The organism is Frankia sp. AgPm24 (assembly GCF_023243055.1).
Classification (GTDB): Bacteria; Actinomycetota; Actinomycetes; order Frankiales; family Frankiaceae; genus Frankia; species Frankia umida.
This window is the reverse complement of the sequence record NZ_JALKFW010000204.1, coordinates 71,248-91,392: the sequence shown is the minus strand read 5'-3', so window position 1 is coordinate 91,392 and position 20,145 is coordinate 71,248. Positions and strand designations below refer to the sequence as shown.

Genomic DNA, 20,145 nt, shown 5'->3' with positions numbered 1-20,145 from the left:
TCAGGTGTCCGCGTACAAGCTGTCGACGGTCCCGATGAGTGCGCCGGTGGTCGTCGCGGTGGTGGGTGGTGGGGCCAGCGGGTGCCTCGCCACCGCCCAGCTGGCAAGGTCCGCGTCGGTTACCGGCCGAAGGTTCACGATACTGCTGGTCGAACCGGACGAGGTGGGTACGGGTCTGGCGTATCTGACCCGGGATCCGCGGCACCGGCTCAATGTGCCGGCCGCGAAGATGAGCGCCTTTGATGATGATCCGCAGCATTTCCTGCGCTGGCTTCGCCGGCATGTCGCGGTCGACTTTCCGCCGGGTGGCTTCGCGCCCCGCCAGTTCTACGCCGACTATCTTCGTCACACCCTCGAGGAGACGCTGCGCGCCGCGAGCGGTGTGCGCTGTGAGCAGGTGCGCGCCCGCGCCACCGACATCCGCCGCCATGGTCGTCGGCTGCGCCTGACCCTCGACGACGGCACCAGCCACCCGGTGGACGGTGTCGTCCTGGCCCTCGGCCACGGCGCCTCGACGACCTCCTGGGTGCCTTCGGCGCTGGCCCGCTCACCCCGGTTCATCGCCGATCCGTGGCGTTCGCAGGCCGAGGCGTACGTGCCGACCGGCAGCGACGTGCTGCTCGTCGGCGCCGGCCTGACGATGACCGACATGGCCCAGCGTTGGAGCCGGGCCGGGGTGCGGCTGCACGTCACCTCGCGGCACGGGCTGCTGCCGTTGCCGCACGCGGTCGAACCGGCGCCGCCGCTGGCCGCCCCGCGGCTGCCCGCCGGGCCGATGAGCCTCGGGCAGGCCCGCCGGCTGGTCTTCGCGCACATCCGCGCCGCCGGGGGCGACTGGCGGCGGGCGGTGGACGCGCTGCGCCCGCTGACCGCCGAACTGTGGTCGCGGCTGCCCGTCGCCGACCAGGCGACGTTCCTGGCGACCACGGTGCGCCGTTGGGATCAGGTGCGTCACCGCGTCGACCCCGCCGTCCACGCCTGGCTCGAGCAGCGCCGCACCGAAGGTTCGCTGGTCACCCACGCCGCGCGGGTCGTCGGCGCACGCGAGACCGAGACCGGTGTCGAGGTCTCGCTCAGCGACGGCTCCCGGGTGCTCGCCGCGGCTGTCCTGAACTGCACCGGTGCGGGCTCCGGTGTGCGCACCAGCCACGATCCCCTGGTCATGAACCTGCTCGCCGCGGGCCTGGCCACCCCGGACGCACTCGATCTGGGCTTCGCCACCGACGCGTCCGGCCGCCTGGCCGCCGCCGACGGGCCCCACCCGGCGATCTGGGCGATCGGACCGCTGCGCCGCGGGCAGCTGTGGGAAAGCACGGCGATGCCGGAGATCCGCGGCCAGGCCGCCGCGCTCGCCCCCGCCCTCGTGGCCGCGCTCCCCGGACCTCGGGGCGTCCGACGCGTGCACGACCCCTACGGTCTGCCGCTGACCGCGAGTTCGGCGGCGGCCGGTCGTTACGTCGCCGGGCTCGGTCGCATCCTGCGGGTCCGGTCGGGCGCCGAGACGCTGGTGGCCGAGGCGGTCGAGGCCGACCCGCGGTTCGCCCTCGGGCAGGCGGTGCTGGCGCTGCTCGGCGCCGAATGGGGCGCCGACGTCGACGTCGAGGCCGCCCTGGCGCAGGCCCGGCGGTACGCCGGACGGGCCGACGAGCGGGAACGGCGTTTCATCGACGTCGTCACCGCCCGCATCCACGAACCGGGCGGAGCCGGGTCGGCGGCGGCGCTGCTCAGCTACATCCACGCCTACCCCGAGGACGCCCTGGCGGTCAGCATCGCCGTGCCCACCATCGCGTTCAGCGGTGCGACGGAACTTCCGGCCGAGGCCTGGGCGCTGGTCGAAGGGCTCGCTCCGGTCTACCGCGACAACTGGTGGTACCGGGGGCTGCTCGCCTTCACCCGTCAGGAACAGGGACGTTACGAGGAGGCGGCCGAGCTTTCGGCGCTGGCGCTCGCCGTCGAGCCGACCGCCGGGCACGCCGTCCACGCGAAGACCCACGTCCACTACGAGACCGGTGACCATGCGGCCGGGCTGGCCTGGTTGGACACCTGGATCTCGGCCTGCGGTTCGGATTCGTCGCACCGGGCCCACTTCTCCTGGCACGCGGCCATGCACGAGATCGCCCTCGGCGAGGACAGCGCGGTCCGGGCACGTTTCACCGCCCAGCTCGCGCCGCCGGCCGTCGCCGGTGTCCGGGCGCTGGTCGACTCCGCGTCGCTGCTGTGGCGTGGTTTCACCGCCGGCACCTGGACGTCGGTGGATCTCGGCCCGGTGCTGGACACCGTCCCCGGTGGCCTGCTCGTCGATCCGCCGACGCCGTTCGTGGCGTTGCACGCGGCCATCGCGCTGGCCGCCGTCGGGGACTGCCAGCGCCTCGCCGCACTGCGCCGGTCCGCGGCGGCCCGCACCAGCACCGTGTTCACCGACACGGTCGCACCGCTGGCCGACGCCCTGATCCACCTCACCCTGGGCGATCCCGACCGGGCGACCGAGGCGCTGGTCGCCCTGCCCGGTGTCGAACGGCTCGGGGGCAGCGCCGCCCAGCGCGAGATCGTCGAGGACACCACGATCTACTGCGCCGTCCAGGCCGGCCGGCCCGACATCGCCCAGGCCCTGTTGCGGAGCCGACTCGACCGTCGGCCCTCCCCCCGCGACGCCCATCTGCGCGCCGCGCTGTGCACCGGGCATCCGGCCAGCCGCGAGTAGCGCACGGACGTCGCCGCGTGGCCGGATCGATCCTGGCCCGACCCGGCCGCGCGGCGACATGCGAACGTGTGCGGGAACGGTCGTGGGAACTTCCGCGGGGCCCGGTGTCGAATCGGGGCGGCGGCGTTCGTAGCAGGGGTGAGCGACGGTCGCCCACCGGGGCGCCCGCGAACCACAGGAGCTGATCTCGCGATGCGGTATCTGATGTCCGTGATCCAGGACCGTCCCGAACTCGGCACCGAGCAGGAGCAGGCCGCGATCGACGTGTTCAACGCGCGGCTCCAGGAGCAGGGGCACTGGGTCTTCGCCGGCGGTCTCGGGTTCCCCGACACGGCGACCGTGGTCGACAACCGGGGTGGCGAGGCGCTGGTCACCGACGGACCGTTCGTGGAGTCCAAGGAGTTCCTCGCCGGCTTCTGGATCCTCGAGGCCGCCGATCTCGATGTGGCCCTGGCGCTTGCCGCCGAGGGTTCGAAGGCCTGCAACCGCAGGATCGAGATCCGTCCGTTCCTGTGAGCGAGGTCGACGTCCAGGCGGCGATCACGCGGGCCCACCGCGCCGAGTGGGCCCGGGTGGTCGCCATCCTGACCAGGCGCCTCGGCGACCTCGACCGCGCCGAGGAGGCGGCGGCCGAGGCGTTCGCGACCGCCGTCGAACGGTGGCCGACCGACGGTGTCCCACCCAACCCCCGCGCCTGGGACACGGCGCTCATCGCCGAGGGCCACCGGCTGGTCCGCGAACGTCTCGCCGCCGTCGCGGCGGCCACGACGGCGGGGTCGGCGCCGGGGCGCTATCAGATCCTGGCCGCGATCAACGCCGTCCACACGTCGGCCCGCGACGCCGACGACACCGACTGGTCGCAGATCATCGCCCTCTACGACCAGCTCATCCGCCTCGACCCGGCGCCGATCATCGTGCTCAACCGGTCCATCGCCGTCGCCGAACTCGACGGACCGGAGGTCGCCCTGGCCGCCGTCGACCGGCTCGCGGCCCCGCTGTCCACCTACCACGCCTACCACGCCACCCGGGCGGACCTGCTACGTCGCCTCGGCCGCGACCAGCAGGCACGCGCCGCCTACGACCGGGCTCTCGCCCTGAGCACCAACACCGCCGAGACCGCCTACCTGGCCCGCCGCCGCGACCACCCGCGGGCGACCGTCCGCCCGGATCAGGGGTGACCCGCGCGCCCGCGCACACCATCGGCGCACCGGCGAGTCGCCATCGAGACGACCCGCCGGCACCCTGTCCACCCGAGCACCTACCGACCGTCACTCCCAGTCTTGGTGGCGGTGGCGGTGGGGGGCAGGTCCGTCTGGAGCGGCAGGATGTTCACCGCGAGGGTCTGCGAGTCATCCCGCAGGGACGTGCCTTCGATGTCGACGTTCGGCAGGATTCGGTCCAGGCGGCGGGGAAGGTACCAGGCCCTGCGTCCCAACAGGGTCATGACGGCGGGCACGAGGGTCATCCGGACGAGGAACGCGTCGATGCCGACACCGAGCGCCAGCGCGAAGCCCATCTGCTTGATGAGAGCGTCGGGGGTGAGAACGAAACCGGCGAACACGCTGATCATGATGATGGCGGCGGCCGTGACCACGCGGGCGCTGTGCTCGAAACCGGTGACGACCGCCTGTCTGGGCGGGGCGCCGTGGACGAACTCCTCACGCATCCGGGTGACCAGGAAGACCTCGTAGTCCATCGCCAGGCCGAAGACCAGACCCACGACGAGAACGGGAAGCAGGCTCATGATCGGGCCGGTCTGGCCCTCGATGCCCAGCAGCGTGTCGAACCAGCCCCACTGGAAGACCGCGACGACGGCGCCCAGCGCGGACACGACGGTGAGCAGGAATCCTCCGACGGCCTTGAGCGGCACCAGAATCGAGCGGAAGACCACGCACAGCAGAACGAGCGCGAGACCGACGACGACCATCAGATAGGGCAGCAGCGCATCGCCCAGTGAATCGGTGATGTCGACGGCCAGCGCCGTGCTTCCGGTCACCGAGACCTCGGTGGCGGTGGGGACGGGCAGTTCCCGGATGGCGCGGACAAGGTCACTGGTCCTCGCGTCCGCCGGACCGGAGAGCGGGACGACGGAGAACACCGCGGTGTCACCGGCCGGGTTCCGCGTCGCCGGTGTCACCGCGGCGACGTCGGGAAGCGCGCCGATCCGCGTGGCGATCACACCGGCGGCCTCCATCGGATCGACCCGGGCGCCGCCGGTCGGATGCCCGTCGACCACGATCGTGAGGGGACCGTTGAATCCGGCGCCGAAGTTACTGGAGAGCAGGTCGTAGGCCTTACGGGCCGAGCTGTCCGGTGCCGCGGTGGCGTCGTCGGGCAGGGCGAGCTGGAGGTCGAGGGCGGGCATGGCCACCAGACCCAGGCCGATCACGGTGGCGGCGAGGACCGCGGCCGGGCGCCGGGTGACCCGCTCCGCCCAGCGCCGCCCGCGCGTGGCTTCGGCTTCGGGTTCGGGTTCGGGGTGCCGTCCAGCCGGGGGCAGGTGACGCCCGGCGGACGGAAGGTGACGACCGGCGGACGGGAGGCGGCGCCGGGGCGGGCGCTGGTCCTGGTGCCGCCGACGCGTGCGGACGCGGTCGCCCGCGTAGCCCAGCAGGGCCGGCAGCATGGTCAGGGAGATGACAACGGCGAGCAGAACCGCGAAACTCGCGGCGATGCCCATCTCGGTCAGGAAGGGAATGTTCACCACCGCGAGGCCGACCAGGGCGATCGCGACGGTCAGGCCGGCGAACACCACCGCAGAGCCGGCGGTGGCCACCGCCCGACCAGCGGCGCTCTCGTGGTCGAGGCCGCGGTCGAGTTCGTCGCGGTAGCGGGAGACGATGAACAGCGAGTAGTCGATGGCGACGGCGAGACCGAGCATCAGGGCGAGCGTCGAGGTGTTCGAGGACAGCTCCAGGAAACCGGTCGCCGCCGTCACCGAGGCCAGCGAGATGCCGACGCCGACGAGGGCGACCAGCAACGGGAGACCCGCCGCGACCAGCGAACCCAGGGTGACGACCAGGACCAGGGCCGCGACCATCAGCCCCACCAGTTCGGTGGCTCCGCTGCCCTCCTCGTCGGTGGCATCCCCGCCGACCTCGACGGTCAGGCCGGCGGCCCGGCCCGCGTCGACGGCGTGCGTAAGGGTGTCCCGTGCGTCCTCGGACAGATCGGTGGCAGGCACGGCGTAGGTGACCCGCGTGTAGCCGACGCCGCCACTCCTGGCGATCTGACCCTGGTAGGGGTCGGACACCGAGGCGACGTCGGCGCTGCCGGTCAGCTCGGCGATCACCCCGGTCACCGCGGATCGCCAGGTGGGCTCGGTGAGCTGCGCGCCGGCCGGTGCGGCGAAGACGATTCTTGCCGTCGCCCCGTCCACCCGGGTGGCGGGGAAACGCTGCGCCATCAGATCGCCGGCGCGCTGGGACTCGGTGCCCGGCAGGGTGAAGCTGTCCGACGTCGGACCGGACAGCGTGGCGGCACCCAGACCGCTCAACAACAGGGCACCCAACCAGAGCACGAGAACCAGCCGGCGTCGCCGGAACGAGACGCGTCCGAGCAGTTGTAGGAAGTGAGCCATGACGCTACAAACTGCCCGCCGCCGGCGGTAAGAACATCTGGCAGCCGCAGACATTTACGGGTACTGCGTTCGTGGTATTCGGCAGTACCACGGACGGTGGATGACGGAATTCCCTGGACGGGTACCGTGAGGAGGATGTCCGCCGGACCCACGCCGACCTGGCTCGTCATCCGCGCCGCAGCGGCACGGCCCAGGGCGGTCGACCGCCTGGTAGCGCTGCTCGCCTTCGGTCTTGGCATGGTCGGGGGCCTCGACTCGTCCCGGGCCACGTCGGATTTCTACGACCCGTTCTCCCTCACGCTGGCCGTGCTGGCCGCCCTGGTGCTGCTGGCCCGTCGGCGCCGACCGGTGGGTGTCCTCGCGGTGACCGTCTCGCTGGTCACCGTCGGCTGGATCAGCGACGGCCGCGCGGCGCCGACGCTGGGGCTGGCGATGGGGGCGGCGCTCTACACCGTCACCCAGTACCGTCGTGGCCGTATCGGCTGGCACTGTGCCGCCGGTATCGCCGTCTTTCTGGCCATCATCAACGTCCTCAGCGGACCCTCGGTCAACAATCTGCTTTCGGCCTGGAGCTGGGTCGGTTTCTGCGCGGTTGCCGGCTATTCGGTGCGCGGCCGGCGGGACTATGTCGCGGCTGTCGAGGACCGGGCCATCCGCGCCGAACAGGGACGTGAGCAGGAGGCCTGGCGGCAGGTCACCGAAGAACGCCTGCGCATCGCGCGGGAGCTGCATGACGTGGTCGGCCACCACATCGCTCTGATCAACGTGCAGTCCGCCGTCGTCGAGCATGTTCTGACCAGCGACCCCGGGCGGGCCGCCGAATCACTCGGGCACGTCCGGCGCGCCAGCCGGACGGTGCTCGACGAGCTCAGCTCCCTCGTCCGGGTGCTGCGCGACCCGGGCGAACCCGTTCTCACCCGCCCGGCGCGGGGGCTGGCCCACCTCGACAAGCTGGTGGAAAGCTTCCTGTCCAGCGGCCTGCCGCTGGCCTGTCAGGTGGACGGCCGGCCGCGGCCGCTGCCCGCCCTGGTCGACCTTGCCGCCTACCGGATCATCCAGGAGTCCCTGACCAACGCCTACAAACATGGCCGCGGCGGACGAGCCTCGGTCCGCCTCACCTACGACCAGCACGAACTACGGTTTCAGATCCTCAACAGCGGTGCGGGCCGGGGCCGCACCAACCATCTGGTCGCCGAGGCCGACATCATCGAGGCCGGCTTCGTCGCCGGACATGGCATCACGGGTATGCGCGAACGGGCGGCGGCACTCGATGGTCGGCTGCGGATCGGGCGCACCCCCGACGATTCGTTCGTCGTGTCGGCGCAGCTGCCCCTTCCGCCCCAGCCCGACGGAAACAACGAACCGCCCACACCGACCGAACCCGCACAGTCGACCGAACCCGCACAGTCGACCGAACCCGCCGCGCAGCCGCGCGCCGCAGCATCCGTGCGGGCAGAATCGTCGCACGCGGACCCCGTATCGGCGGGTCCCCCGGCAACCGAGGTCGACCTGACGCACACCGTGGAGTTGCGATGGTGATCCGGGTCCTGCTGGCCGATGACCAGCCGCTGATCCGGGCGGGTTTCCGGGTGTTCATCGACGCGGCACCGGACCTCACGGTCGTCGGTGAGGCCGCCGACGGTGACGAGGCCATCCGACTGGCTCTGCACACGCAGCCCGACATCGTCGTGATGGATATCAGAATGCCCGGACTGGACGGGATCACCGCAACCCGGACGATCATGGCCGAGCCGCGGCTGGCGAACACCCGGGTCCTGGTCCTGACCACGTTCGAGATCGACGAGTACGTCTTCGACGCGCTGCGCGCCGGAGCCAGCGGCTTCCTCGGCAAGGGCGCCGAGCCGGACGAACTGGTCAGGGCCGTGCGGCTGGTGGCCAGCGGCGAGTCCCTGTTGTCCCCGCTGGCCACCCGGCAGCTCATCGCCGACTATGTCGCGAGGCCCCGCCCGACCACGCCGGCCACCCCGATCGGTGACGCCGGCTCCGGCCGGCTGACCAACCGCGAGGCCGAGGTCGTCCGTCTGGTCGCGGCGGGGCTGTCCAACGACGAGATCGCCGAACAGCTGTACCTCTCCCCGCTGACCGCCAAGACCCACGTCAACCGGGCGATGACCAAACTGGGCGCCCGCGACCGGGCGCAGCTCGTCGTGCTGGCCTACCGGTCACGGCTCGTCGCGCCCCCGGACGAGCCGGTCCACCGCCGGGATGGATCGCCGCCGCACCGCGACTCCCTCAGATCCACGGACGGTTGACGGGTCAGCTGTTCGGGGGCGTCATCGTCGCTGAGGGAATGTCGAAGTAGCCGATGATGTCGGCCCCGCGCACGGCCAGATCGCGGTCGGTGAATCCGTCGAGCCGTTCGGCGTCGCGGGCCAGCACCGTCGCCCCGCCCCGGTCAACCAGCATCATGTGGATCCGGGTCGTGATCCCGGGATAGCCGGGATAGCCCATGATGCCCCGCGGCCCACGAAAGCAGAGCTCGCCGGACACGGTGAGCACGTCCCCGGGGTAGTAAAGGACGGGTTCCAGGCAGGGTAACAGGTGTAGGGCGCCTGCGAGACCCGGACGTCGTACTGCGCGGCACCTCGCTGGTCGACCACGGTCGCCGTCGTTCGCAGCGGCAGGTCGTAGCATCCCGACGGGCCGGTCGCGGTACGCGCGGCCTGCAGCGCGCTCGACGCCGTCGAGGCGGTCGAGGCGGTGCCGCCGAACAGCAGGGCGCCTGGCCGAGGCTGGCGCTGTGCTGCAGCCGATGCCAGGCGGCCAACCAGGCGGTGCGTCGCCGCGGATCGAAGGCCTCGACGATCCGGGTCACCGAGTGCTCGGTGACCCGACGTCGCCGGTTACGCAGGTCGTTGATGGTGGTCTTGGACAGCCCGGCTCGTGACTCGACCGACCGGTCGTTGGAGCGTCCCCACAGCCGGGTGATCGCTTCGTGCGGATCCTGGTAGCTGGCGACCCCGTCCGGGTCCTCCGACGCTGTCTCCCCCGTGTACGACATCGCTTCCGTCCCCGGCCGGGCCGCGGCACGTCCCGCGGCATCTGCCATCCCGTTCGGGCACGTGGGTGGTTTTCGCCCGTTTCGCCCGTCCTGACAGGACAGGACGGGACAACCGGTACTCATCATGCCGACAAAGCGCCACTTTCGGTGCCACGGTTCCGGCTATGTTTCTGTCCGGCCCGGCCGTCCGGGGGGAGGCCGGGCCGGACAACACGATGGATGCGGGCACCGTCCTTCCGGTCCACCCACGCCATCAGGAGCTGGAGGTTTCGCCACTGGCGGGCACCGAGTGGCCGTGTTTCGTCAGCAGGGACGAGCCAGAGGCGACCGCCCGGCCGGGTGACGCGTCGAAGGTGAGGTGATGGTCTCGTGCGCATCCGACGGCTGCTGTCGCCGCGGCGCGAACCACCGAACTGCCAGGACGCGCCGAACCGACGGCCGCCGGACATCGTCCACGATCTGATCGCCGTGGCCGACGGCCTGGTCGACCTGACCGACGACGAGGCGATCGCCGACCCCGCGGCAGCGGCCGCCTTCGCCCGCTGGATCACCCGGCGAATCGGCACCATGATCATCCACCGTGAGGTGGGCTGGATCGCCGATGAGGGACCGTTCGATCCGGCCAGGCATGAGGCTGTGGCGTCCCGGCCGGCACCGGACGCCGAGCAGGCGGGCCGCATCGCCGGGACCGTCCGGCCCGGCTACCTGTGGCGCGACCAGATCGTTCGTCCCCAGCAGGTGGTCGTCTACGCGGCGGCCGTCCCACTCACCCGCGCATAGCCGAGGCGAGGGAAAGACACCGCTCATGACGTCCACATCGTGACCGTCACGGACGGTGGCGATTCCACCTTCGAGCCTGTGGTCAGCTCCGAACCGGCTGAGGACCAGCGCTGGTGACGGCGATGGTGGGCCTGACGATCCGCGATGAAGGCAACGGTGCCCGGTCACCGCTCGCGCTCTGGTGGATGGTGCTGGCGTACCGTCGCGGCTGTGCTGCTCGCCGTTCTGGCCGCCTTCGCCTGTGCGTTGTGTTACGGGGCCGGCTCGGTTCTCCAGTCGGTAGGTGCGGCCCGCACCACGACCGCTACCGCGCCAACGTCCACGTCCACGTCCACGTCCACGCCAACGTCCACGTCCACGGCGTCGGCGTCGGCGGGCGGCGCGACGGGTCAGGCCGGCAGCGGAGACGGTGCGCGGGAGGTCGCCGCGGCCTTCCGGCCCTCGGCGCTGGCCCACCTCGCCGTCCAGCTGCCCTACCTGGCCGGGCTCGGGCTGGACCTGCTGGGCTGGCTGCTCTCCCTGCTCGCGGTGCGGGGCCTGCCACTGTTCGCGGTCCAGGCCATCCTCGCCGGTTCGGTCGGGGTGACAGCGGTGCTCGCGGTAGCCACGCTCGGCGCCCGGCTCTCCCGCCGTGAGGTGGTTGCCCTGGCCACGCTGGGCGCCGGAATGGTGCTGCTGGCGCTGACCGCACGACCGGGACGGGCCGATCCGGCGTCGACGGCGGTCTCCTGGGGGCTCGTCGCCGGGGTCCCGGTACTCGTCGGCCTGGTCGGACTGGTGCTGCGGGCCTGGCCGCGGCGGGCGGGCGCGCTGCTCGGGCTGCTGTCCGGGCTGGCCTTTGGCGGGGCGGCGCTGTGTGCCCGGCTGATCGAGGCCCGACCATGGTCGGACGTGCCGACCGACCCCGCGACCTGGGCGTTGCTGGCCTACGGCGGGCTGGGCCTGGCCCTGTTCGCCGTCGCGTTGCAACGTGGGGCGGTCACCACGGCGATGGCCGGCCAGTGTGCCGGCGAGACGCTGCTACCGGCCCTGGCCGGAACACTGCTGTTGGGTGACGGTGCCCGCGCGGGACTCGCACCGCTGGCCGTCCTCGGCTTTCTCGTGGCCGTCCTGGCCGCCTTCGCACTGATCATCGCCGGCGCCGGCGATGTGGACGGCTAGGGCGCGGTCGCCGGGAGCGGCGCGGGGCTGGTAGGTGAACGTCGGGGCGCCGCCCTGACCAGCAACGAACGCGGACGCGACCATCTCCTGGCCCGCGCCGCCGACCTCGGCTGACGGCGCGGGTCGCCCGAAGACCAGACGGTGCCACAGAACCGAACGAATGTTCCGTTCAGCCCGGCCATCATGCCGAGAACCAGTGGTCTGACCTGGGCTTTCGTGATGTCAGGCCGGTTCGGGTGGCGCAGGTGCGCCGACCACCAGTACCTGACTTCTTCGGGAAACTGACACCTCGCATCATCCGGCGCCCTAGGGTGTGGAATCCTGACGGCGGGCGGAGGCGACCCGCCGTGTCAGGAGCATCGCGAGTCCCGGATGTTCTCACCGCGGGTGTTCGCCAATATCACAGTACTGAGGAGATCTGGGCTGGTGCGAGTTTCGATGTTTCGCCGCCACTGGGTGGCGGGATGCGCCGCGGTACTGGCGCTCGGCCTGACCGCGTGTTCCGGCTCGTCGGGTGGGTCCGCCGGGGTGAGCTCATCGGCCACAGGGTCCGCCGCCACGGGGTCCACCGCCGCGTCGCGTTACACGACGCCGCTGAAGGGGATCTGCCCGTCCACGGTCGCCATTCAGGCGAACTGGTGGCCCGGGCTTCCCGACGCTTACCTTTATCAGCTTCTGGGTCCGAACCCGACGATCGACGTGAACAAGAACCGAATCGAGGGTGAACTCGGCACCACCGGTGTGCGACTTCAGGTGCGCGCGGGCGGGCCGGCGACCGGCTTCCAACCGGTAACCGCGCTCCTCGCTCAGGACGACAGCATCCTGGCCGGCTATGTGGGCACGGACGAAGCCGTGCAGGCCTCCGGGAAGCAGCGGTCGGTCGCTGTCTTCGCACCCTATGAGAAATCTCCGTTGGCGTTGATCTGGGGCAACCCGGAGTGGAACTTCACCAGCGTCGCCCAGGTTCGTGACTCGGGCGCGACGGTGTTGGCCAGTGCGAGTGGGACGTCCTTTCCCGATGTCTTCGTCCGGGAGGGGCTGCTGAACAAGGCCCAGGTCGACACCTCCTATCAGGGTTCGCCCGACCGGTTCGTCGCCGCCGACGGCAAGATCGCGCAGCAGGCGTTCGTCACGAACGAGCCCTATCTGCTCGAGCACGACGTCAAGGCCTGGGGCAAGCCGGTGAAGCAACTGCTTCTCCAGGACGAGTACCCGGCGTACATCTCGGCCCTCGCCGTCCGGGCGGACAAGGTGTCGTCCCAGCGTGCCTGCCTCGCCAAGCTGGTACCCCTGTTGCAGCAGGCGCAGCGGGACTACGTCGCCGACCCGGCGCCGGTGAACAAGCTCATCCTGAAGGTCGTCAGTACCCTGCACACCGGAGGGTTCACCCTCTCGGCGGGCCTTCTCGAGTACGGAAACGCCACCCAGAAGAAGCTCGGACTGATCGCCAACGGCAACGACGGGGTGCTGGGCAGCTTCGATTCGGCCCGGGTGGACAAGCTGATCGGTCGGCTCGTCCCGGTCTTCACCGCGAAGGGCAGCGCGCCGAAGGCGGGGCTGGCCGCGTCGGATCTGGTGACCAACGAGTTCCTCGACAAGACGGTGGCCCTGAAGTGACGGTGGCCCTGAAGTAGCGAACGACGTCGACACAGGCGACGGCACGGCACGGCACGGCATGGCACGGCATGGCACGGCATGGCATGGCAGCGGAAGAAAGCGGCGTCCGGGGCGGAAACGCCCCGGACGGTCCCCGACACCCGACATCGGGGTCCGGCAGCCACACGGCGAAGGGAACGTCACCCATGAGCGAGGCTTCGGCACCCGCTGTCGACATCACCGTGCCGCATTCGGCGCGGGTGTGGAACTACTGGCTGGGCGGTAAGGACCACTATCCCGTCGATCGCGAGTTCGGCGACCGGCTCTACGAGCTGCTTCCCGAGATCGTGCAGATCGCCCGGCAGGCCCGGGCCTTCCTCGGCCGCGCGGTCACCCATCTGGCCGGAGAGGTCGGTATCCGGCAGTTCCTCGACATCGGCACCGGTCTGCCGACGGCGGACAACACCCACGAGGTGGCGCAGCGGATCGCCCCCGACTCCCGGATCGTCTACGTCGATCATGATCCGCTGGTCCTGCTGCACGCGCGGGCGCTGCTGGTGAGCGCCCCCGAGGGCGTCACCAACTACGTCGATGCCGACGTCCGCGAGCCTAAGAAGATTCTTCAGGCCGCCCGCGAGACCCTGGACTTCACCCAGCCGATCGGTCTGATCATGCTCGGGATCATGGGGAACGTGGCCGACCTCGACGAGGCCTACGCGGTCGTGCGCGAACTGCACGACGCCCTTCCCACCGGCAGCTACCTGGTGTTCAAGGACGGCACCTACGCCGTCATGGGCGAGGAGCGGGCCGATTCCATCCACGATCTCCACGCGCACGAGAAGTTCCCGTACCACATGCGTACTCCCGAGCAGGTGGCCCGTTTCCTCGACGGTTTCGAACTCGTCGAACCGGGACTGGTCTCGACCCCGTTGTGGCGGCCGAACCCCGCGGCCGAGCCGCCGGTGGCGATCGATGACCTGTGCGGCGTCGGCCGGAAGCTCTGACGCCACGTTCTCGAGTCGAGGACGGGCGTCAGGTGGCGTGGTATAAGGCGATCTGCTCGATGGTTTCCGCGGTCTCAGCAGGCGTTGTGCTCTTGAGCGCCAGATTGTCCATGGTGAGCGTGTAGCGCGTGAGGTCCTCCGGCTTGTCGAGGTAGATGGCGCCCGTCAGATGCTCCAGGTAGACGACATCGGCGATATCCGGCTCACCGAACCGCAGAATGCTGAACGAGCCACCTTCGGCGGGATGGGGGCCGCCGCTGAACGGAATCACCTGGATGGTGATGTTCGATTTCACGGTCAGCGCGATCAGGTGTTTGAGCTGGGCCTGCATGACCTCCGGCCCGCCGACCGGGCGGCGCAGCGCCGCCTCGTCGATGATCGCCCAGAGCCGGGGCGAGTCCGCCCGGTCGAGAACGGCCTGCCGACTCATCCGTGCCTGTACCCGACGTTCGATCACGTCGGCGGCGTCTATCTGGCGAGCACCGGCTATGACGGCGCGGGCGTAGTCCCTGGTCTGCAGGAGCCCGGGGATGAACTGAAGCTCGTAGGTGCGGATCAGGATCGCCGCTTCCTCCAGGCCCAGGTACGGCTGAAACCAGCCCGGCATCACATCGGTGAACCCCTGCCACCAGCCCGGCTCGTTCGCCTCGCGGGTGAGCTCGAGCAGCGGCGCGCGGTCTTTCTCCTCCGTCACGCCATACAGGGTGAGCAGGTCGGCCACATCGCGTTCCTTGAAGCTGACCCGACCCAGTTCCAGTCGACTGATCTTCGAATCGGATGCCCGAATGCTGTAGCCGGCCTCCGACCGGCTAATGCCCTTCGCCTCGCGAAGTCGGCGCAGCTGTGTACCCAGTACAACGCGGCGCACGATCGGCCCACCCGCCCGTTGCAGCGTCATTACCCCGCCTTCACCCGGCACCTGCGCCCGGCAGCTTTCCCCTCAGCATACTGGATGATGATGGAGGTCAGACGTTCGGAGTGCGCTCAGAAGGCTCTGCACCGGGGGCTACGATCCGCTCAGCCAAGGACACCAGCAGGTGGCCGCCGGCGCCCGTCCTCACGACCACAGGATCCTGCGCCAGAGGGGAGAGTCGGTGTCCACTGTGCCGGGAATCGCATTGGCGTTCGACGATGTGGGGAAAACTTTCCCGGACGGTACCGCCGCGCTACGGGGAGTGTCATTCACGGTCGCCGACGGTGAGTTCGTGACGGTGGTCGGACCATCGGGTTCGGGAAAGTCCACGCTGCTGCGAATCGCGTCGGGGTTGACCGAACCATCCAGCGGGACGGCTGCTCACGGGCCGGACGCTCCCGGCTACGTCTTTCAGGATCCGACGCTCCTGCCGTGGCGCACCGTCGAGAGCAATGTCGGACTGTTCGCCCAGCTTGACCACCTGCCGAGGAGCCAGCGGCGCGCGCTCGTCGCCGCGGCCATCTCCCTCGCCGAACTCGAGGGGTTCGAGCACCACCGACCGGCCGCGCTGTCCGGCGGCATGCGGATGCGGGTCTCCCTCGCCCGTTCGCTCACGGTGCGGCCGTCACTGCTGCTTTTCGACGAGCCGTTCGGCGCGGTGGACGAGATCACCCGGCAGCGCCTCGGTGAGCAGGTGCAGCGGCTGCACATCCGGGAACGGTTCGCGGGCCTGTTCGTCACCCATTCGGTCACCGAGGCGGTGTGGCTCGCTCGTCGGGTCGTCGTCCTGTCCGCCCGACCAGGCCGAGTGGTCGCACAGATCGACGTCCCGTTCCCCTACCCGCGGCCCGCTGACCTGCGCTTTGACGCCGCCTTCGGCGAGGTCGCCCGGACCGTCTCGGCGGCGCTGGCGGAGTCGTTCACGTGATGGCTACCGAACCGCGCCGCGCGGCCGGCGCGATGCGTGCGACCCGTGCGGTGCGTGCGGTGCGACGAGCCGGGCCGCCACTGGTGGTCCTGGCGGTCGTCATCGGCATCTGGTACGCCGTGACCTACCTCGCGCTGGCTCCCCGCCGCCGTTTCCTGCTGCCGCCGCCACACGAGGTCGTCACCGACGGGTTCGGGGACTGGACCACCTTCCACGAGACCCTGGTGGCGCTGGGCGCGACGGCGAAGGTCGCGCTCGTGGGGCTCGCCATCGCCGCCGTCCTCGGGATGGTCTTCGCCGTGCTGATGAGCCAGGCGGGTTGGATCGAGCGGTCGTTCTACCCCTGGGCGGTGGCACTCCAGACGATCCCCATCCTCGCGATCGTGCCGCTGATCGGGTTCTGGCTGGGCTACGGCTTCTGGTCACGTACCGTCGTGTGCGTCCTGGTCGCGCTGTTCCCCATCATCACGAACACCCTGTTCGGGCTCCAGTCGACCGACGCCGGGCAGCATGACCTGTTCACGCTGCGCCAGGCCGGCCGCGGGGCCAGGCTCGTGTACCTCGAGGTCCCCAGCGCGCTGCCCGCGGTGTTCACCGGGCTCCGTATCTCCGCCGGTCTGTCGGTCATCGGCGCGATCGTCGGTGACTTCTTCTTCCGTCAGGGGCAGCGGGGCCTGGGCAGCCTCATCGACGACTACACCCAGCGTCTCCAGTCCGCACCGCTGTTCGCCGCGATCATGGTCTCCGCCCTGTTCGGACTGGCGCTGTTCTGGCTGTTCGGCCTGGCCGCCCGGCTGGCCATCGGCTCCTGGCACACCCCGCGCCGCAGGTCCTGACCCATCCCGGCTCCAGCGGCCAGCCGGACGACACACCGTTACCCCTCCACCCACATGTGGTAACTCCATGTGACGATCGGGCCCCGCTCGGCCTCCTCCGGACCGCGCCGCGGCGGGCGTCCGATCCGCCGACCGTCCGCTGACCCGCGGAACCGGAGCGGAGCCTGAAGCCAGCTCGAGGAGCGCGTCGTGCCCGCCCTGTTCTCGTCTGATGTGCTCCGGTGGCGACCCGCCGCCCGAGGCCGCCCGGCCCGCCAGGTGGCCGGGCGGGCGCTTCTCGCCGCGCTCCTCACCCTCGGTCTGCTCGCCGCGGCTGGCACGTCCGCCATGGCGGCGGCACCCGAGGATGCGTCGATCTCGATCGCCGCGAGCGTCTCCCCCACCGAGTTCACCACCAATCGCACTGCGCTGACCTTCACGTTCGTGGTCACCAACACGGGCACGGTGCCCCTCACCAACGTCCGGGTCGAGAGTTTCACGGCGTGGTACGGGCTGTACACGACCTGCCCGCGGAGCACCCTCGACCCGGGCGCGTCGATGAACTGCACGGCCCCCTACTCCGCCTCCGGCCGCGACTTCACCCTCAACCAGGTGTTCGGTGCGGGGCAGGCGACCGGCCAACCCCCGTCGGGCCCGGCGGTCTTCTCCACCTGGGAATCGGCCCGTGCCTACCGGTCGCTGTTCAACGATGACATCGATCTGCAGAAGTCCGTGGCGCAGTATCGGTTCACCGCGGCGGGCCAGCGCCTCGACTACAGCTACCGGATCACCAACAACACCGATGCCCCGCTCACCGAGGTGACCGTGCACGACTCCTACCCCGGCCTGTCACCCGTTCACTGCCCCACCACCACCCTCGCCGCGGGCGCCCGGATCATCTGCACCTTCTCCTACCTGACAACCGAGGAGGACGTCATCCGCGGCCAGGTGAGCAACTACGCCTACGTCTCCGGTGTCACCCCCAGCGGCGCGACCTACTTCTCGATCACGCAATCCGTGATCGTGTCGAAGATCGGGACGTCCGGGCTGACCGTGGCGAAAGCGGTCGCCCCGGCGACGTTTCGCGGAGCCGGTGAAACACTGACCTACCAGTACCTGCTCACCAACACCGGCACCTTCAACGCGCTCACGAACATCGCGGTGCTCGACCCGCACCCCGGTACCAGCCCGGTGCGGTGCGCAGGCACCGACCTGGCACCGTCGGAGAGCATGATCTGCACGGCCACCTACGTCACGACCTGCGCGGACGTCGCGGCCGGCTCGATCACCGACATCGCCGCGGCGACCGCCACGATCGAGTTCGGCCCCCAGATCGCGAGCCTTCCGGCGACCGCGACGGCCAGCTACCGCCCCGTGCTGGACGTGACCCGTCCGTTCCCGCCGATCTGCCTGCCCGTCGTGCACCTTCCACCTGTCACGGTGGGGCCGTTCCCGTTCCCCTCGATCGCACTCCCACCATGGACGATCGGTAACCCGGCGGCCCTCGCCCTCGGGTGACGGGGAAACGGCGTTCTGCTCAGGCCGGATCGTCGATGTAGGCGGCGGCCTGGAGGGTGAAGAGTTCGGCGTACTGGCCGTCGAGCGCCATAAGTTCACGGTGCGTGCCGGATTCGGTGATCCGGCCGTCGTCGACGAAGATGATCCGGTCGGCCTGGCGCACCGTGGAGAAACGGTGCGAGATGTAGAACGCGGTGCGGCCGGTCGCCAGGGCCCGCAGCCGGGTGAAAAGGTCGTGCTCCGCGCGTGCGTCGAGAGCGGAGCTCGGCTCGTCGAGGACGAGGATGCGAGCGGAGCGCATGAACCCGCGGGCGAGGGCCACCTTCTGCCATTCACCGCCGGAGAGATCCACCCCTTTGCCGAACCAGCGGCTCAGCGACGTGTCATAGCCGTACGGGAGCTTGCGGATGAAGCCGTCCGAGCCGCCGTCCCGGCCGGCCTGCTCGATGCGCGGCCGGTCCGACAGCGCGTCGAGTTCACCCAGACCGATGTTCTCCGCGGCACTGGCCTGGAAGGAGACGTGGTCCTGGAAGACGGCGCCGATCTGGGCGCGCAGCGCGTCCACGTCCACGTCGGCGAGGTCGACGCCGTCGATGAGGACCCGGCCGCTGTCCGGTACGTAGAGCCGACACAGCAGTTTGATCAGGGTCGACTTGCCGGCGCCGTTACGCCCGACGATCGCGATCGTCTCCCCCGCGTCGACCTCGAAGGTCATCTCGTCCAGCGCCAGGACATCCGTGCCCGGGTAACGGAACGTGACCCGGTCGAAGACGACGCGTCCACGCAACGGTGTCGGCAGGCGGGCCAGCGGCGGTGCCAGCGCCGGCGCGGCCCCCTCGACGGCCTCGACCGCCACCAGCCTCGCCCGTCGGGCGGCCTGCTGCTCCGCCTCGGTCGGTATCGCCAACAGCTGGTACAGGTCGTCGACGTACAGGTTGTTCTCGTACATCTCGGTGAGGGAGCCGAGGATGTTCGACACGCCGCCCTGCACGCTGATCGAGGCCGTGCCGTAGAGGGTGAGATCGCCGAGCGTGAGTCGTCCCGCGGCGGCCTGCAACGCGACGTAGAGATAGCTACCCGAACGCGCCACCTCCGCGAGCAGGCTCCAGCCCAGCTCGGCGAGCTGGCGACGGATGACGATCTCACGCTGGCGCTGGTTGTAGTTGGTCAGGAGTAACCGGAACCGCTCCACCAGATAGGGGCCAAGGTTGAAGATCCGGATTTCCTTGGCATCGTGGTTCGTGGTCAGCACCCGCTGCAGGTAGAAGATCCGCCGGCTGACCGGCGATGCCCACCGGCTGCGCTGATAGGCCTGCCGGCCGTACCGGGTGTCGACGATGAACGCCGGGATCGGCGCCACCAGCACGATCAGACCGAGCAGCGGGTTCAGGCTGACCAGCAGGCCGATCATGCTGACGAAGGTGACCACGGTCTGCAGGAGTCCGAAGAACGTGGTGAGCATGGCGAACGGGCGGCCACCCTGCTGCGACGCTCGTTGCAACAGGTCATACGACTCGGACTCCTCGAAGAAACCCAGTTCGAGCTGGCTTGCCCTCTCGACGACCAGCGTCTCCACGGTGAGCTCGAGCTGGTCGGACAGGACGCGCTGCACGATGCCGCGTGCCGCCGAGAGAACCTGGCTGAGGGTGGACACCACGAACTGGATGACGACGAGCCAGCACACCACCTGGTTGCCGGTGAGCGTCGCCACCCGAGGGCGACCGGGCAGCGGCAGGTACAACGACGCCCGGTCGGGCTGGTCACCGGCGTGAATCTGGACCGCGTGCACCACCGCGTCGACGAGCAGCTGGGCGGTCGAGGCCGTCAGCGCCGGGAACAGGCCCACGACCACGGTGAGCAGCGCGAGGAACACCGTCGCCGACGGGCTCGCCCGCCAGCACAACCGGAGCACCCGCGGCAACCCGGCGGCCGTGGCCCGGGCGCTCGCCGCGGCGGCACGCACCCGTCCACGCCAGGGAAGCCGCGGCGGTGACGGTGGATCCGGAATGTCGACCGGCCCGGTGAACCCGCTGGGCAGCATGGACTCGTCGATCTCCGGCTCATCCCGGCGATAGCGACGCCGACGGCCAGGCATCCGGCCACCTCTCCCCCGAACCGCTCATCCCC

General features: G+C 70.4%; 16 protein-coding genes. 12 read left to right on the top strand and 4 right to left on the bottom strand.

Features of this window, described 5'->3' with window-relative positions; all coding sequences use genetic code 11:
- Positions 1-34 precede the first annotated feature (34 nt).
- From MXD61_RS19300 to MXD61_RS19290, 3 genes are all read left to right on the top strand, one after another.
- Entirely contained in the window at positions 35-2,701 is a 2,667-nt protein-coding gene (locus tag MXD61_RS19300) for an FAD/NAD(P)-binding protein (RefSeq protein ID WP_248814878.1), read from the top strand.
- A gap of 192 nt (positions 2,702-2,893) precedes the next feature.
- Positions 2,894-3,217 (top strand): YciI family protein, encoded by a 324-nt coding sequence (locus MXD61_RS19295; RefSeq protein WP_374629192.1) that lies wholly within the window; start codon positions 2,894-2,896, stop codon positions 3,215-3,217.
- Positions 3,214-3,879 (top strand): hypothetical protein, encoded by a 666-nt coding sequence (locus MXD61_RS19290; protein ID WP_248814876.1) that lies wholly within the window; start codon positions 3,214-3,216, stop codon positions 3,877-3,879. Before MXD61_RS19295 ends, MXD61_RS19290 begins: the two co-directional genes overlap by 4 nt.
- Before the next feature lie 80 nt (positions 3,880-3,959).
- Here the strand turns inward: MXD61_RS19290 and MXD61_RS19285 are convergent, their stop codons facing one another.
- Entirely contained in the window at positions 3,960-6,281 is a 2,322-nt protein-coding gene (locus MXD61_RS19285; protein ID WP_248814875.1) for an MMPL family transporter, read from the bottom strand.
- Positions 6,282-6,416: 135 nt separating this feature from the next.
- Here MXD61_RS19285 and MXD61_RS19280 point away from each other — a divergent pair, with 135 nt between their 5' ends.
- Both MXD61_RS19280 and MXD61_RS19275 read left to right on the top strand, forming a co-directional pair.
- Positions 6,417-7,820, top strand: a complete 1,404-nt coding sequence (locus MXD61_RS19280) for a sensor histidine kinase (RefSeq protein ID WP_248814874.1) — start codon at positions 6,417-6,419, stop codon at positions 7,818-7,820.
- A complete protein-coding gene (locus MXD61_RS19275) occupies positions 7,814-8,554 on the top strand; it encodes a response regulator transcription factor (RefSeq protein ID WP_248814873.1) in 741 nt (246 codons plus the stop codon). The genes MXD61_RS19280 and MXD61_RS19275 overlap by 7 nt, the downstream gene beginning before the upstream one ends.
- A gap of 4 nt (positions 8,555-8,558) precedes the next feature.
- Here the strand turns inward: MXD61_RS19275 and MXD61_RS19270 are convergent, their stop codons facing one another.
- Positions 8,559-8,792, bottom strand: a complete 234-nt coding sequence (locus MXD61_RS19270; protein WP_248814872.1) for a hypothetical protein — start codon at positions 8,790-8,792, stop codon at positions 8,559-8,561.
- An 880-nt stretch (positions 8,793-9,672) separates the two neighbouring features.
- Between MXD61_RS19270 and MXD61_RS28535 the strand changes: the two genes are divergently transcribed.
- From MXD61_RS28535 to MXD61_RS19250, 4 genes are all read left to right on the top strand, one after another.
- Positions 9,673-10,083 carry a nucleotide exchange factor GrpE gene (locus MXD61_RS28535; protein ID WP_248814871.1) on the top strand — a complete coding sequence of 137 codons (411 nt, stop codon included), beginning with the start codon at positions 9,673-9,675 and terminating at the stop codon, positions 10,081-10,083.
- Positions 10,084-10,227: 144 nt separating this feature from the next.
- Positions 10,228-11,244: a hypothetical protein gene (locus MXD61_RS19260; protein ID WP_248814870.1), complete on the top strand. Its 1,017-nt coding sequence runs from the start codon at positions 10,228-10,230 to the stop codon at positions 11,242-11,244.
- Between the two features lie 699 nt (positions 11,245-11,943).
- Entirely contained in the window at positions 11,944-12,861 is a 918-nt protein-coding gene (locus MXD61_RS19255) for a hypothetical protein (RefSeq protein WP_248814869.1), read from the top strand.
- A 185-nt stretch (positions 12,862-13,046) separates the two neighbouring features.
- Positions 13,047-13,844, top strand: a complete 798-nt coding sequence (locus MXD61_RS19250) for an SAM-dependent methyltransferase (protein WP_248814868.1) — start codon at positions 13,047-13,049, stop codon at positions 13,842-13,844.
- Positions 13,845-13,872: 28 nt separating this feature from the next.
- Here MXD61_RS19250 and MXD61_RS19245 read toward each other — a convergent pair whose 3' ends face one another.
- Positions 13,873-14,742 carry a helix-turn-helix transcriptional regulator gene (locus MXD61_RS19245; RefSeq protein WP_248814867.1) on the bottom strand — a complete coding sequence of 290 codons (870 nt, stop codon included), beginning with the start codon at positions 14,740-14,742 and terminating at the stop codon, positions 13,873-13,875.
- 196 nt (positions 14,743-14,938) lie between these two features.
- On the opposite strand from MXD61_RS19245, the gene MXD61_RS19240 reads away from it, so the two are divergent.
- From MXD61_RS19240 to MXD61_RS19230, 3 genes are all read left to right on the top strand, one after another.
- Entirely contained in the window at positions 14,939-15,685 is a 747-nt protein-coding gene (locus MXD61_RS19240; protein WP_248814866.1) for an ABC transporter ATP-binding protein, read from the top strand.
- Entirely contained in the window at positions 15,685-16,521 is an 837-nt protein-coding gene (locus MXD61_RS19235; RefSeq protein ID WP_374629187.1) for an ABC transporter permease, read from the top strand. The genes MXD61_RS19240 and MXD61_RS19235 overlap by 1 nt, the downstream gene beginning before the upstream one ends.
- Before the next feature lie 189 nt (positions 16,522-16,710).
- Complete coding sequence (locus MXD61_RS19230) at positions 16,711-18,018, top strand: hypothetical protein (protein ID WP_248814865.1); 1,308 nt, start codon at positions 16,711-16,713, stop codon at positions 18,016-18,018.
- A 19-nt stretch (positions 18,019-18,037) separates the two neighbouring features.
- On the opposite strand, the gene MXD61_RS19225 is transcribed toward MXD61_RS19230, so the two are convergent.
- Entirely contained in the window at positions 18,038-20,113 is a 2,076-nt protein-coding gene (locus tag MXD61_RS19225; RefSeq protein ID WP_248814864.1) for an ABC transporter ATP-binding protein, read from the bottom strand.
- Positions 20,114-20,145 lie beyond the last annotated feature (32 nt).

Bases quoted from the DNA above. Each gene is read 5' to 3' on its own strand.
- MXD61_RS19300 (WP_248814878.1), top strand. From the start codon at position 35: ATGAGTGCGCCGGTGGTCGTCGCGGTGGTGGGTGGTGGGGCCAGCGGG.
- MXD61_RS19295 (WP_374629192.1), top strand. From the start codon at position 2,894: ATGCGGTATCTGATGTCCGTGATCCAGGACCGTCCCGAACTCGGCACC.
- MXD61_RS19285 (WP_248814875.1), bottom strand. From the start codon at position 6,281: ATGGCTCACTTCCTACAACTGCTCGGACGCGTCTCGTTCCGGCGACGC.
- MXD61_RS19280 (WP_248814874.1), top strand. From the start codon at position 6,417: ATGTCCGCCGGACCCACGCCGACCTGGCTCGTCATCCGCGCCGCAGCG.
- MXD61_RS19275 (WP_248814873.1), top strand. From the start codon at position 7,814: ATGGTGATCCGGGTCCTGCTGGCCGATGACCAGCCGCTGATCCGGGCG.
- MXD61_RS19260 (WP_248814870.1), top strand. From the start codon at position 10,228: ATGAAGGCAACGGTGCCCGGTCACCGCTCGCGCTCTGGTGGATGGTGC.
- MXD61_RS19250 (WP_248814868.1), top strand. From the start codon at position 13,047: ATGAGCGAGGCTTCGGCACCCGCTGTCGACATCACCGTGCCGCATTCG.
- MXD61_RS19245 (WP_248814867.1), bottom strand. From the start codon at position 14,742: ATGACGCTGCAACGGGCGGGTGGGCCGATCGTGCGCCGCGTTGTACTG.
- MXD61_RS19235 (WP_374629187.1), top strand. From the start codon at position 15,685: ATGGCTACCGAACCGCGCCGCGCGGCCGGCGCGATGCGTGCGACCCGT.
- MXD61_RS19225 (WP_248814864.1), bottom strand. From the start codon at position 20,113: ATGCCTGGCCGTCGGCGTCGCTATCGCCGGGATGAGCCGGAGATCGAC.